At 52.5% G+C, this 14,483-nt stretch carries 11 protein-coding genes; 2 read left to right on the forward strand and 9 right to left on the reverse strand.

What is annotated here, in order from left to right:
- Positions 1 to 11: 11 nt before the first annotated feature.
- Positions 12 to 1,988, reverse strand: coding sequence for an excinuclease ABC subunit UvrB (gene uvrB, locus EDM58_RS22285; protein WP_122915287.1), 1,977 nt, complete (start codon positions 1,986 to 1,988; stop codon positions 12 to 14).
- A 157-nt stretch (positions 1,989 to 2,145) separates the two neighbouring features.
- Here uvrB and EDM58_RS22290 point away from each other — a divergent pair, with 157 nt between their 5' ends.
- Positions 2,146 to 3,045: a flagellar hook assembly protein FlgD gene (locus EDM58_RS22290; protein ID WP_122915288.1), complete on the forward strand. Its 900-nt coding sequence runs from the start codon at positions 2,146 to 2,148 to the stop codon at positions 3,043 to 3,045.
- A gap of 67 nt (positions 3,046 to 3,112) precedes the next feature.
- Here EDM58_RS22290 and EDM58_RS22295 read toward each other — a convergent pair whose 3' ends face one another.
- The 6 genes from EDM58_RS22295 to ftsE all read right to left on the reverse strand — a co-directional run bounded on the left by EDM58_RS22295 (position 3,113) and on the right by ftsE (position 10,693).
- Positions 3,113 to 4,807, reverse strand: a complete 1,695-nt coding sequence (locus EDM58_RS22295) for a hypothetical protein (protein WP_122915289.1) — start codon at positions 4,805 to 4,807, stop codon at positions 3,113 to 3,115.
- Positions 4,808 to 4,967: 160 nt separating this feature from the next.
- Positions 4,968 to 6,239, reverse strand: a complete 1,272-nt coding sequence (locus EDM58_RS22300; protein ID WP_122915290.1) for a PDZ domain-containing protein — start codon at positions 6,237 to 6,239, stop codon at positions 4,968 to 4,970.
- A 101-nt stretch (positions 6,240 to 6,340) separates the two neighbouring features.
- A complete protein-coding gene (locus EDM58_RS22305; RefSeq protein ID WP_023555352.1) occupies positions 6,341 to 7,807 on the reverse strand; it encodes a S41 family peptidase in 1,467 nt (488 codons plus the stop codon).
- Positions 7,808 to 7,895: 88 nt separating this feature from the next.
- Positions 7,896 to 9,095 carry a murein hydrolase activator EnvC family protein gene (locus EDM58_RS22310; RefSeq protein WP_023555351.1) on the reverse strand — a complete coding sequence of 400 codons (1,200 nt, stop codon included), beginning with the start codon at positions 9,093 to 9,095 and terminating at the stop codon, positions 7,896 to 7,898.
- Positions 9,096 to 9,120: 25 nt separating this feature from the next.
- Positions 9,121 to 10,017 carry a permease-like cell division protein FtsX gene (gene ftsX, locus EDM58_RS22315; RefSeq protein ID WP_023555350.1) on the reverse strand — a complete coding sequence of 299 codons (897 nt, stop codon included), beginning with the start codon at positions 10,015 to 10,017 and terminating at the stop codon, positions 9,121 to 9,123.
- Positions 10,007 to 10,693: a cell division ATP-binding protein FtsE gene (gene ftsE / locus EDM58_RS22320; protein WP_023555349.1), complete on the reverse strand. Its 687-nt coding sequence runs from the start codon at positions 10,691 to 10,693 to the stop codon at positions 10,007 to 10,009. Before ftsE ends, ftsX begins: the two co-directional genes overlap by 11 nt.
- 316 nt (positions 10,694 to 11,009) lie before the next feature.
- On the opposite strand from ftsE, the gene EDM58_RS22325 reads away from it, so the two are divergent.
- A complete protein-coding gene (locus tag EDM58_RS22325) occupies positions 11,010 to 12,167 on the forward strand; it encodes an iron-containing alcohol dehydrogenase (RefSeq protein ID WP_122915291.1) in 1,158 nt (385 codons plus the stop codon).
- A gap of 71 nt (positions 12,168 to 12,238) precedes the next feature.
- On the opposite strand, the gene EDM58_RS22330 is transcribed toward EDM58_RS22325, so the two are convergent.
- Together EDM58_RS22330 and EDM58_RS22335 are read right to left on the reverse strand one after the other, a co-directional pair.
- Positions 12,239 to 13,798, reverse strand: a complete 1,560-nt coding sequence (locus tag EDM58_RS22330) for a DUF4179 domain-containing protein (protein WP_122915292.1) — start codon at positions 13,796 to 13,798, stop codon at positions 12,239 to 12,241.
- Entirely contained in the window at positions 13,791 to 14,369 is a 579-nt protein-coding gene (locus tag EDM58_RS22335) for an RNA polymerase sigma factor (protein WP_122915293.1), read from the reverse strand. Before EDM58_RS22335 ends, EDM58_RS22330 begins: the two co-directional genes overlap by 8 nt.
- Between the last annotated feature and the right edge of the window lie 114 nt (positions 14,370 to 14,483).

The following is a 14,483-nucleotide window of genomic DNA, read 5'->3' on the forward strand; positions in this document are numbered from 1 at the left end:
TAAACCTCTCCTTAGAGTTCAGCCTTCAGCTCCAGAATCAAGTCACGCAATTCGGCAGCGCGTTCAAACATCAGATTGCGCGCCGCTTCCTTCATCTCTTCTTCCATCCGCTCAATGACAGCCAGTCGATCCTTCTTCGGCATCTTCTTGAAGTCAGCATGCGGCAGATAATCCGCCTTCTCCTCTGCCACCTTGGTTGCTTCGATGACCTCGCGCACTGCTTTCTTGATCGTTTGCGGCGTGATGCCGTGCTTTTCATTATACGCCATCTGAATCTGGCGGCGGCGCTCCGTCTCGCGGATGGCTGCCGTCATCGAATCCGTCATCTTGTCAGCATACATGATGACGCGCCCTTCCGCATTGCGAGCCGCCCGGCCGATCGTCTGAATCAACGAGCGCTCGTTGCGCAGGAAGCCTTCCTTGTCCGCATCGAGGATCGCTACCAGCGATACCTCCGGCAGATCCAGTCCTTCCCGCAAAAGATTGATCCCGACCAGGACGTCGAACTCGCCCAGGCGCAGCGAACGGAGGATCTGCATCCTCTCAATCGTCTTGATGTCAGAGTGCAGATAGCGCACCTTGATCCCGATATCCTTCAGATAGTCGGTCAGATCCTCCGACATTTTCTTCGTCAGCGTCGTGACCAAGACCCGTTCGTCCTTGGCGATGGTTGCCTGAATCTCGCCGATCAGGTCATCAATTTGTCCTTTGATCGGCCGGACAGAAATCGTCGGATCGACCAGTCCGGTCGGGCGAATTACTTGCTCTACCACTACTGGACAATGCTCCAGCTCATACGGTCCAGGCGTCGCAGAGATGTAAATCGCCTGCGGCACTTTCGCTTCAAATTCATCGAACTTCAACGGGCGGTTGTCCCTCGCGGATGGCAGACGGAAGCCATGCTCCACCAGGACGTCCTTGCGCGCCCGGTCGCCGTTGTACATCCCGCGCACCTGCGGCAGGCTGATGTGCGACTCGTCAATCAGCACGAGGTAGTCCTCCGGAAAGTAATCCATCAGCGTGTATGGCGCATGCCCAGGCGGAAGTCCTGTCAGATGGCGCGAGTAGTTTTCAATCCCGGAGCAAAAGCCCATCTCCATCATCATCTCGATGTCATAGCGCGTACGCTGCTCCAACCGCTGCGCCTCCAGCAGCTTTCCTGCCTCACGCAGTTCGGCAAGCCGTTCTGCCAGCTCTGCCTCGATGCTTTGTATGGCCAGCTTCATTTTTTCTTCGCGCGTAACGTAGTGGGAGGCCGGGAAAATCGCGACGTGCTCCCGTTGGCCCAGAATCTCGCCGGTCAGGACGTCAATCGAAGTAATTCGTTCGATCTCATCGCCAAAAAATTCAACGCGAATCGCCTGCTCGCCATGTGAAGCAGGGAAGATTTCCACCACGTCGCCCCGCACGCGAAACGTCCCGCGAACAAAATTGATGTCGTTGCGCGTGTACTGGATGTCTACCAGCCGATGCAAGACCTCGTCGCGTCCCTTTTCCATGCCGACTCGCAAGGACAGAAGCAGCTCCCTGTACTCTTCGGGAGAACCCAAGCCGTAAATGCAGGAAACAGAAGCGACGATAATCACATCGCGCCGCTCAAACAGCGAGCTGGTCGCCGAGTGGCGCAGCTTGTCGATTTCTTCGTTCACACTGGAGTCTTTTTCAATGTAAGTATCTGATTGGGGAATGTACGCTTCTGGTTGATAGTAATCGTAGTAGCTGACGAAATATTCCACAGCGTTGTTGGGAAAAAACTCCTTGAACTCCGCGCACAGCTGGGCAGCCAAGGTCTTGTTGTGAGCCATGACCAGCGTCGGCTTGTTTACCTGGGCGATCACCTGCGCAGCCGTGAACGTTTTGCCCGTCCCCGTCGCGCCCAGCAAGGTCTGATGCCGCTTGCCCGCTTTCACACCCGCGACCAGCTCGGCAATGGCTGCAGGCTGGTCACCGGATGGTTGGAACTCCGATACCAATTCAAAACGATCCATTCCCTCGTTCATCTCCTCGTTGCCTATCTCTTCTATCCATTATAACACAATTCTGGTGAAGTTAAGCCGGAAATTCGAACAAACGTTTGTCTTTACACTTTTGTCTTTTTTTCCGATATGTATGATAGCATATCCGCTACTTTCAGGGAGGTTCGTCATGTCGGACAACACCGTTAAAAATAACCCTTATATACAACCCCATATGAGCTACAAAGGCAAAAAGGAGTTCTCTACCGAGCTGGACCAGAATGCCTTCATGAAGCTTTTGCTCGAGCAGCTGAAACATCAGGACCCGATGTCCCCGATGGACAACTCCCAATTCATCCAGCAGACCAGCATGATGACCATGGTGGAGAAAATCAGCAAGATGGCTGCATTGATGGAGCAATCCAACAACAGCATGCTTACGTTGGAGAAATACGAATCACTGGTGGGTCGCACCGCAACCTACACGCTGACGACCACCGATCCCGTGACCCAAGAAAACTCCATCGAAACCAAGAAAGGCAATATCGAAGCTGTATACATGGACAACAACAAGATCTACTTCCGCATTTCCGGCGAGTCCACTCCGATTCCACTCAACGACATACAAGGCCTGGAATCCAAGGGGATGACCGGCAACGCGCTGGATAGCAGCCTGAAGCACATGGAGATGATCGGCAGCGAGATCACCTACAAGACCACTACCCAGGTAGAGGGACAAGAGCCTATAGAAGAGGTAAAAAATGGCGTTATCACCGGGTTTGCCATGAAGAACGGAGTAACCCAATTCCAGTTGGACAACGGCGACAGCGTCAAGCTGGATGAGATTCAGGGCATGACCAAGCAGCCGGAGAGCCAGGCAATGAGCAACTCGCTGCAATACGCGCAGATGATCGGTTTTACTGTCACTTATCACGAATCGACCACCAACTCAGACGGCACCACTTCCACCGCCGAGCAGTCCGGAGTCATCCAGGCTGTCAGCATGAAAAACGGCAAGGTCGAGTTTGTCTTGGACAATGGCAAACGAGTTTCCCTGCAGCAAATCACGGGCTACGAAGCCCAACTGTAGCTTCCAAACCAAAATCCGCACTTCATCCAGTCTGGACAAGTGCGGATTTTCTTTTCTCTGTATTCGATTATTCCTTCACCGTGACTTTTCCGCTGAAAGCATCTACCTGGACTGTGGTATCCACCTTCTCCCCTGGGCCGCAGAAGCAATGGGCACGAGCTTGACGGAACGAAAGGTCATATGCCAGTTTCCAGGTGACAGCGCCCGTTTCCGGATTGGTCAGATGGACGTACGAGAGCTCTAGAGGCAAGGCCTTGAGCAAATGCTGGGCAGCCGCTTGCTGCGCGATGGCCTTGGAGGCCTGCGGGAAGACGAGATCGTCTGAACGGTTCAGAATCACTTCCTCCAACGCCCCTCCACGGTACAGCAGCGAGTACATGCCCTCTGCTGCGGTCTGCCCTTCGCGATAGACAGGGATACCGTTGACGACTGGATCCGCGTTGATCAGTACCGTTTTATCCTCTCCTCCTGACCCCTCGTTGCTCACCCGCAGAGGAGTCGGACCCGACGGCAACAAGCGCTTCAGGGTTGCTTCAGCCGCATTCCATACCTGCTTGCCGTCTCCCGCTTGGATTTTCGCCTGGTCATTCTTGCTGACATAACGGAGCAATTCTCCTGTCTTGGCGTCAGTCACCAGCATGATATGCTTTTTCTCCGAAGAGCCTGCTGCATCCGGGTACAGACCCAGCTCATACATTTTATCTTCGTTCTTGGCATCAGGACGGAAATGACCCCAGATAAAATAGCGAAGAACTTGCCCGTCCTCTAAAGTCTGATCAAAAGATACGAGAGGCAGTTTTCCCGGCTCGTTTTTAAACAGCGCTCTCACCACATTCGCTGCTTGGCCTGCGGTAAGGGCCGACCAGTTTTCACCCGTTCCATTGATCGTAACCGCTTGAGCGGCTGTTTTCGAGGTTTGTGGCGCAGCTGATTCCAGCAGACGTTTGCCATTCACCGCATCAAAAGCTCCCCCGGTATGACTCTGCTTGATGACACCATCCTTGATCACGTAGACCAGGCGCGCTTCCTGTCTTTGTCCGCTCATTCCCTTCTCCGGCAACAGGTAGACAAGCTCCAAAGGCTGGCTGTTCATAAAAAGCTGTGCGGCCTGCGGAGCGGAAATGACCCGCTGGGCAGACGGGAATGTAGCAGGTATCAGCTTTTCATGCGACTTTCCGTTGAAATTGCGAAAGCCAACCAATCTCCCGGTCGAGTCAAAAGTCACGAAGGAATCATAAGCGTCATCCAACAGCACATGATTGATCTTGCGGACCAGCCGTACGGTAGTCAATCCATCCTTGACCGTGATTTCGTAAGCCTGATACGTATTCCCATTTTCCAGGGATGTGACAAACGCCAAAGCCCTCGTGCTCGCTTGTTGATCGGTTAGAGCCGGCTTTTCTGCTTTTTTTGGAGCCAATTCCAGAACCAGCAGGCCCCCTGTCACCGGGTCAAAAATAGCGCGATTGCTTTGCGTATCCGGATCAGAAGCCGACTTAGCAAAGGCAACAGCCACCCCGCTCACACCCGGTCCATCTACTTCCCCCACATATGCCACATGAGTTTTTGCCAACTCCGGGACCAGCTTCACTACCTGTTGAATCCCCTTGGACACCTGCAAGGGAACTGGTGTCACGGTTGCAGCCGCCTGTACCTTTTTGCCTGCAAAAGCACTTGCTTCCATCAACGGGCTCACACACAGGCTCCCCGCTGCCAATACACCCGCAAGCACCAGGATGCCAGGCTTTCTAGCACCTTTCATGAATGAATCCTCTCCCTCGTTTTTTACCTACCTACTCTGACGCTTGAAGCTTGTATTTGTTTCCAAAAAAGCCTTTTCCCTAAAATAAAATAGAATAAACTAACGGAAAGACAGGAAAAAGGGAGAGCATACGCCAAGCTTCCGTATTCTCTCCCCTTCATCATGCACCGATATTCAATTTCTCCAGTTTTTGCCTGATCAACTGTATGACGCTGGACCGGCTCAAATCAACATATACGCTTGTGGTGGCATCGGGTACCACGATAATCCCCAGCTGATGGTGATTGCCCGCATACACTGCGCACTGAACGAACTTGATCTCACCGCTGTAGGTGAGCACTTCCATTTTGCAAAAAGCGGAATTGGCTTGCAACGCCGGATACAAATCTTCCTTGTGGCGGACGGGTATGCCGTTCACCTTGACAATGATTTCTCCAGGCAAAATTCCGATCTCCTCGGCACGGGTGCCAGGTATGGCTGCCATGACCTTGACCCCCCGCGAAGATTGGATAAAAAAGGGAGAGCGCTGTCTTTCCTGATACTGGCTCCAGAAGAACATGCCCTCATGTCCGATGATGGCAAACAAGGCAGCCAGCAGAATAAGCGGATACAGCCAGGCAGACAGAGCAGTCAGCGCAAGCAGAGCCACGGCGTAGAGAGTAAGCTGTTTCGCGATTTGTACAGCTTTTTTATAAGGGATTGTCGTCTGCGTCATATCGGAAAACCCCGTTACAGAAGGCAGAAGCATCAAGCCAAACGAAGTGGCTTCCGGCCAGAAGAACGGCCATCCTGGATACAATGCCCCCTGTATGGCGCCTGGCTCCATCTGCACGAACAGAAACAACGGCGTCAGCCAGAAGGAATGGAGCAGATAGGAGCCTACGATCCGTCCGCGTTTTCCTTCGACGAACAGCGGCGACGCATCCCTGCCGCCGTTCCACCGTACCAGCATGGCTTCGATCAGATGCATGATGGCGACCAGCGCCAGCAGCGGGAGCGGTTTCGCCTGTCCCACCATCGTCCACAGCTCGCCTAGCCAGCCGCTTCCCTCCGACGCCACAGGCGTGATCAGGGCGATGCCATGCAACAGTGTCAACGAGCCGACTGCATAGGCGAAGCACAAAAAGCGCAGGCGAAACAATGCCAGAATAAGCGCTAAAGCCCAGACCAGATACAGGTCCTGTGCCTGAATGACGACTCCCAGACCGGCCGCCAGAACAGAGATCAGCACGCCTCCTGCCAGCCCCATCCCGACAGAACGAAGCGTCTGCAGGATCGGTGTCTGTATACGGGCTGCAAACAATTGCCGCTCCAGATTCATCTGCTTTCGATAATGCAGGTAGATGAGCAACAGAAACAGGTAGAACACCGGATTTAGGAAAAGCAAGGGAATTCCGTATAAAATCGAGAGCACATCTCCCTGAATCGCCATTGGTCTCACCTCTAGATAGAAAAAGAAAAACCACGGCTTGTGATTTGCCGTGGTTACCACTTCTACGAAAGGCCGGAATTTCCCTTCCCTGCTCGAATGGTTTATTTTCCCGATACTACATCCAGCGCTTTTTGCAGCTGCAGATCATTCTCTGGCTTGCGCATGACTTCACGCAGGCTTTCTTCCAAAGCAGTGCGCGTCGCTGCATCTACCTTCCCGGTGACAGGCAATTTTTTCGAAGTCTGGAACTGCTTGATCGCCTGCTCCGTCTTCTGGTCGAAATACCCGTCGTCTCTGCCCGGGGAAAGATTCAATCCCGTCAGGATCAACTGCAGGTTCTTCACATCGGCGCCGGTCATGTCGCGTGCCAGCTCCTTGTCAGTCGGAAGCTGCGTAGCGTTGAAGTAAGCAGGCTGCTTGACCTCATAATCAGGAACGATGCCTTTCTCATGGATCCAATCTCCATTTGGAGTCAGCCACTTGGCGATGGTCAGCTTCAGTTGGCTCTTGTCTTCCATCTCCATCGTGCTTTGCACAGTTCCTTTACCGAAGCTCTTCTCGCCGACCAGCTTGTAATTGCCGCTGTCGCGCAACGCGCCTGCGAGAATCTCCGATGCACTTGCGCTTCCGCCGTTGATCAGAACGGTGATCGGATACGGTTTGGCAGCATCTGCCTTGGAATGATACTCTTCCTTTTGTTTGCCGCCATTGCCGTATTCGATCTGGACGATCAGTCCTTGGTTCGGCACAAGAAGCTCGCCAATTTCCTTCACAGCCAAGAGGTAGCCGCCAGGGTTGCCGCGAACGTCGATGACCAGTCCCTGGATTCCCTTTTTCTCCATATCCTCCAGCTGATCCTTGAAATGCTTGGACGTCTCTGTGGAGAATTGCGTCAGGGCGATGACACCGACCTTCACACCGTTTTTCTCCATGATCTGGCTGTTCACAGTCTCGATCGGAATATCGTCGCGCACACAGACGATCGTCAGCGGTTCCGCCACTCCTTGGCGCACGACTGTCAGAACGGCTTTGGTGCCTTTGGGACCGCGAATTTTGGTTACTGCCTGATGCAGATCCAATCCTTCCAACGATTCCCCGTTCACGCTGATAATCTGGTCATTGGGCCGCAGTCCCGCTTTTTCCGCAGGCGAGCCTTTGAACGGCGAAACGACCGTGACACGACCGTTTTGCATCGTAACCTCTGTGCCAATTCCCTGAAACGTCGAATGCAGGGTAGAGGTAAAGTCTGCTGCAGTCTTGGGGTCCATATAATCGCTGTATGGATCCTGGAGCGAGCCGACCATGCCGCCAATTGCCCCGTCTACCAACTGCTGAGTGGTGACATTCTCGATATACTCTTTCTTGATCGCGGAAAAAGCCTCATACAGCTTCTTGAACTCCTCCGGGTACCCTTGGGAATTTCCAGGAGTCAGCTTATTCGTTGAAGCTGTAAGTGCCGCGTTTGGAGTAGCACTTGCAGATGGCCGCAGCAGCGCCATTGTAAAAAAGCTGCTCGCAATCATCGAGACGATTACTAGGCCTAGTACGGTACGTCCATTCCATTTCACTTACACGTCACCATCCTTTTTGCTGCCGGCAAAAGATTCCTGTTAGTCTATGCGAAAGCCGGCAGCAATATTTGTCTGGGATCGGACCCTACTTCAAGTAAGGCAACGGATTGACTGCCTCGTCATTTTTATACACGGTAAAATGCAAGTGATTCCCCGTCGAACGTCCCGTCGAGCCTACCTCGGCAATTTTTTGCCCTACCGTAACTCTTTGTCCGACTGATACCTTGATTCCGCCCTCGCGAATATGGCCATAGAGGGTGGTGATTTCATCACTATGCTTGATCATGACCGTGTTGCCAAATCCGTTGGAGTAACCTGCATAGGTCACAATTCCGGAAGCAGCCGCCATAATGGTAGTCCCTTTTGGCGCTGCCATGTCTACACCATTATGCCCAGCAGATTTTCCTGTAAACGGGTCTTTGCGCACTCCGAAGCCGGAAGAGAAGCGAAACGCTCCATCTGCGATCGGCAAAGCAAGTCTGCCGCCTTTGTAGCCGCTGCTGCTGGCACTCATCGCCCGCACTTGCTCCGCGTATTTGGCAGATTCCTGACGGGTGATATCCAGGAGCCTGCGGCCCTCTTCCTCCAGGTCCGCCGCCATTTGTTTCTCCTGCTTGTCCAACTCGGCCTTGACGACCTGGCTCTTCTGATACTGCCTGTCCAGTTCGGCCTTCAGGTCTTCTGCTTCTTCAAACATACCGGCGTAGACCGTCAGCTGATGATCGATTTCTTTTTTCTTTGCCTCGATCGTTTCCTTGTCTCGCAAGTTGTCTTCAAGAATACGCGTATCCTGCGCCAAAATCAACTGCAGGCCTTCCATCCGGGTAAGAAAATCCCCGAAATCAGAGGAGCCGAGCAGCACGTCCAAATACGAGACGGTGCCGCGCTCATACATCGATTTGACGCGCGTCTTCAACAGGACTTCGCGCTTGGCGACGCGATCTTTTGCTTCATCCAGCTCATCCTGAGCCTGAGCCGCTTTTAGCGTCGTTTCTTCCATCTGCGCTTCCAGCTTGTCCAATTTGGCCTGTGCTTCATTGCGGCGCAGATCGATTTGCATCAGCTCTGTGTTTAAATCCTTGATCTGCTTTTTCACCGCAGCGATACTTTGCTCCGTCTTTTGGATCTGCTGTTTTTGCTCTCTCTTCTTTCTCTGAATCTCTGCTAGCTCCCGATTGATCTTGTCCAAGGATTGCTGGCTCGCTGCATGACTCACTTGAGTAGGAATGGAAGATCCGGCCAGCAGACCGGTTATCAATAGGGATAGTAGGATCTTCTTTTTCATGATTCTCCTCCCGTACTCTCTCATTTTACACCCGCAGGAACCTGCGGACAGACACCAAACTTCCCCAAATTCCGATGAACGCGCCGATGGCCAGGAGAGCCAGGGCAACCTGGTTGACCAATGGGAAGAGCGGCAACAGCTTGAAGAGTTGTGAAGCTTCAAAGCTGGAGTGGATTGCATCCAGCAGATAGTAGTAGCCGACAGCCAGCATAATCGTCGGAATCAGAGCCCCGGCGATCCCCATCAACAAGCCTTCAACGAAAAATGGCCAACGGATGAACCAGTTTGTAGCCCCCACCAGCTTCATGATTTCGATTTCCCGGCGTCGAGCGACAATCGTCAGCTTGATTGTGTTGGCAATCAGGAACATCGCCGTAAATCCAAGTCCGATGATAAAGGCGATACCGACATTTCGAACGGCTCCTGTGACGGCGAAAAGCTTTTCTACAGTACCTTCGCCGTAATTCAGATTGTTGACAAATTCCAATTTTTTGATCTGTGCGGCAACTGCCGACGTATCCTGGGGCTGTGTCGTCTTCACGACGAATGCATCGGGGAGCGGATTATCTTTTTCCAACCCCTCGAACAAATAGGCCTTTTCTCCCAGGCTTTCCTTGAACTGCTTCAATCCCTCGTCTTTGGGGATAAACGTGACGCTTGCCACTTTGGGAATGGCTTTTATGTTCTCTTCAACCTGCTGAACGTTCTCCTTGGTAGCCAAAACATCCAGGAAGACTCGAATCTCTACCTGCTTTTCGACGGATTGGGCGAAGTAATTGACGTTCATCGCCAGGATGAAGAAAACTCCTAGTATTAACAGGGTGATGGCTACGGCGCTAATCGAAGCGAACGACATCCAGCCGTTCCGGCCGAGGTTTTTTACCCCTTCACGGACATGGCGTCCCAGCGTTCTAATCTTCATAGCCGTACTCCCCTCTCTGTTCGTCACGGGCAATCGTACCCGCTTCAATCGCGACGACTCGTTTTCTCATGGTGTTGACGATCTCTCGGTTATGCGTCGCCATGACGACCGTGGTGCCCCTCTGGTTGATCTCTTCGAACAGCTTCATAATCTCCCAAGAGGTCTCCGGATCGAGGTTCCCCGTCGGTTCATCCGCGATGATGATGCCCGGGTTGTTCACTAACGCCCGCGCCAGCGCCACCCGCTGCTGTTCACCGCCGGACAGCTCGCTAGGAAGCATTTTCGCCTTGTGCTTCAGCTTGACCAGCCCCAGCACGTCCAGCACGCGCGGCTTGATCTGCTTCGGGTTGGCCTCGATGACCTCCATCGCGAATGCGACGTTTTCAAACACGGTCAGCGTCGGCAGAAGCTTGAAGTCCTGGAATACGACGCCGATGCTTCGTCGCACCAAGGGTATCTGCCTTTCCTTGATTCGGCTGACATTGAAGCCGCCCAGGAATATCTGCCCTTTTGTTGGCTTTTCCTCGCGATACATCAACTTGATAAACGTGGATTTGCCCGCACCGCTCGGCCCTACCACGTAGACAAACTCGCCTTTTTCAATCTTAATGTTCACGCCTTTCAGCGCATTGGTTCCGTTTGGATACGTTTTCCATACATCAAACATCTCGATCATGCCCATCACATCCTATGTTGTCAGATCGTTCTCTATCTTTCGATCGTAAATATCGACAAAAGACCCCATTCATTTCCCGTATGCCGCTGCCATTCGTTGGAAATCGGCGGGAAACTTCATCTTATCTATTATAACACCCTGTTTCGCGTATGGTATCCACTAAATCTCTCATTTCTTGTCGAAAACGTCTCTCTTTCAGGTGGTTCCGACATGATTTTGCCTGCATTTTCTTCTGAACACCCACAAACTGGCTTGACGATCTTCCATTCGATACAATAGAAAAGGGAACCCCACACTAATAAGGAGGTACGGATCAATGAACAACTTTGTGTACCGGAATCCTACAGAACTGATTTTTGGGCGGGGACAGCTCGCCGTTCTGGAGGAAAAAGCCAAACAGCTTGGGTCTACAGTCCTTCTCGTCTACGGGGGAGGCAGCATCAAACGTTCGGGCCTGTACGACAAAGTGATTTCCCTGCTGCTTTCCGCAGGCTGCCGAGTCCTGGAGTTGCCTGGCGTGGAGCCGAATCCGCGCTTGAGTACAGTAAAAAAAGGCATTGAGCTATGCCGTCAGGAAGGCGTAAACTGGATTCTTGCAGTCGGCGGCGGAAGCGTCATCGATGCCTCGAAGGCCATTGCGGTCGGTGTGCCATACGACGGGGATGTCTGGGACTTTTATACGCAGAAAGCGACAGCCCAGGACGCCCTTCCGCTCGGTACCGTCCTTACGTTAGCCGCTACCGGATCGGAAATGAATCGCGGCAGTGTGATCACCAATTGGGAAACGCAGGAGAAGTTCGGCGGATCCACTACCTTCCCGACATTCTCGATTCTTGATCCTGAACATACATTCTCGGTCCCGCGTGACCAAACCATTTACGGCATTTGCGATATCATGTCGCATGTGTTCGAGCAGTATTTCAGCCACACAACGGAAATTCCGCTGCAAAGCCGCTTTGCCGAATCTATCTTGAAAACCGTCATCGAAAATGCTGAACGCGTCCTCGCAAACCCGGAGGATTATGATGCTCGGGCGAACATCCTCTACTGCGGAACCATGGCGTTGAACGGAACGCTGCCTGTCGGAGTCGAGACGGATTGGGCCACCCACTCGATCGAGCATGCCGTGAGTGCAGTTTACGACATTCCGCACGGCGGCGGTCTGGCGATCATCTTCCCGAAATGGATGCGCTATGTGTATCGAGAAAACGTCCAACGCTTCAAGCGATACGCGACGGAAGTATGGGGCATCGATCCGGCAGGGAAATCAGATGATGAGATTGCCCTCGCCGGGATTGAGGCGACAGAGGCATTTTTCGCCCGCATCGGGGCACCTACCCGTCTCGCTGACTATCAGATCGGCGACGAAAAGCTGCAGGTGATGGCGGAAAAGGCTACTCCATACGGGCCGATCGGTCGGTTTAAAAAGCTGGCGAGCACGGATGTGGCCGAGATTTTGCGAATGTGCCTGTAGCTATTCAAGGACAAAAAAGAGGATAGGAGCCGTTTGGGGCTTCTATCCTTTCTTCATTGCCATCCATTCCGTTACTTGAGAGGCAGGTCCACGCTCCACTGCACATCCGCATACCTTTTGGTCACGGCTGACAAGGAGAGTGTCAATTGTTGCGGAATTTGCTCCATTTCCTCCACATTCAGGGTCATTCGTACGATCTTTCTGCCTTGGGAATCCTCACCGACACTATCAAAAGCAGCTCCGTTAATCGGGTAAGACTTCCCGCTCTGATCGGTGATCTCCCACCATACGTGTTCGATCGCTGAAATGTCCCGGAATGCCATTTCCAATTCGAGGGCAGTACTCTGCGATGTCTGGCCCTGTTGTTTCTGCAAGCTTTTCACAGTAATACCATTTCCCTCGTACTCGACCCTTTTCGGTTCCGTTAACAGCTTCTCCGGATGGAAATCAATTGTCAATGCAGCAGGTTCTGCAACGTGTACTGCATCCAGTACAAACGTAAACGGCCCGCTTCCCTCAAATGGTACGTAGGCAGTATTCCAGATGAAATGCCCGTATTGGTCACGGGAAACCCGCCCCTCCTTCAATACGCCTTGCTCAAGAAACTTGTCTTTTTGCTGGTAGGCGGCAACATCTCTCCCGTCCTTGTCCAATATGCGATACTCCAGTTGATACTGCTGATATGGAACGAATGGGGCGTAATCATGATTTTGTGTTTTTCCGGTCATATCCCTGGAATATTGAGCAAGCCGCTTTTTAGCCGCCTCATCCCACTTGGTTTCCAAGCGCAGGACTGTGGCCGAGGGAGCTTCCGTTACCGTACGGAGCGCGATTTGCAGGCCTTGGGGGGTCGTGTACTCCTTTTCAACCTGGGATATGCGGGTAGCTGCCATCGCCTCTTTTACAGAAAACGGCACCTCCAGCTTCCAGTTGCCTTCTACCTCTCCCATTTTGTTCACATCGATCAACAGCTTCATTCGCTCGGGTACTGGCCCCTGTTCTTCCTCTACTGAAAATTGGAGGTAGCCGATCATGTTCTTCTCATCCCACCCCCCACCGTGTCCATTGGTCAACCGCTGATTTGTATCATCGGTCAGTGCGATAACCTTGTCCAAAGTCTTCCTTATCAGTTTGGGATCAAGAAGGCTCCCATCCTCTTTTTTGATTTGATAGGATACGAAAACCCTTGTAGGATCTGCCAGGATCGCTATTACTTCCAACGTAATACCTTGATCAGTCACCGAGGCGTTGATTTTTTGTGCATATCCTCGCATCGCCCTCTCGATCCCACGATCCACATTCCCCATTCCAAACAACGCTTGTATTGTCTCTTTTGATGACTGCGCATTCGAGGAGGGGTTTTCCTTGTGTGAATTTGCACCCTGTGCTGTCTGTCCGGTCCATGACCTCACCTGAGCGGCAAAATCCGGGGACACATACGTGCCTACTCCCGCTGCAAACAAAACCGCCCCCGCTGTAGCGATAGATAGGGAGGACCAGCGATACCAATGCCGCTTGCCCCGGCGAGGCTTTGGCGCACTCGCGGCTGTTGGCATCACAAAATCCGGAATTTCCTCCCGCTCAGCCAGACGATGCAATACGGCAGAAATCTCTTGATCACGATCAGTCATTTGTACTCACTCCTACTTTTGACAAATGGGGTGTGTCATCGTGCTTACGCAGCTCGGTGCCAATCAGCTTCCGAGCATGATGCAGCCGGGATTTTACAGTCCCCTCGAAAACTCCCAGCATCTCGGCAATTTCCGCGACGCTAAAATCTCCATAGTAAAACAGGATCACGACCGTGCGATGCTTCACCTTCATCCCGCAGATTGCTTTCCAGATCTGCTGCTGCTCTTCTCTGTCGATGACGCTGTTTAGGGGATTGGCTGATTCATCCGGCCACTCCTGGTATTCATCTACTGGCTTGAACCTGCGTACGGCATTAAGGGCGCGATGGGTAACAATCTTGGCAAACCACGCTCGAAACGATTTCCCTCTTTCCGGATCAAACCGTTCCAGGGACTGATACACCTCAAACAATGCCTCCTGTACCGCGTCCTGGGCAAATTGCCGATCACGGATAATCAGGCATGCTGTGCGATAAGCCATCGCGAGGTGCGGTCGTACCAGCTGCTCAAAGCTGGCGCTGTCTATTTTTCCGCTCGTGATGGACAATTCCACTTCTTTTCCTTCCTTCACATCTCGTCCTCCTTGCAAGGTCTTTGCTCTCTATTCACCGTTCACCTGGATTTGGTTCAAAAAATGACATCTTTTCACAATTTAGCCGAATATTCCTCATCACCTATTGTATCC

The sequence above is a fragment of the Brevibacillus panacihumi genome (assembly GCF_003710985.1).
In the GTDB taxonomy this organism is placed as follows: Bacteria; Bacillota; Bacilli; order Brevibacillales; family Brevibacillaceae; genus Brevibacillus; species Brevibacillus panacihumi.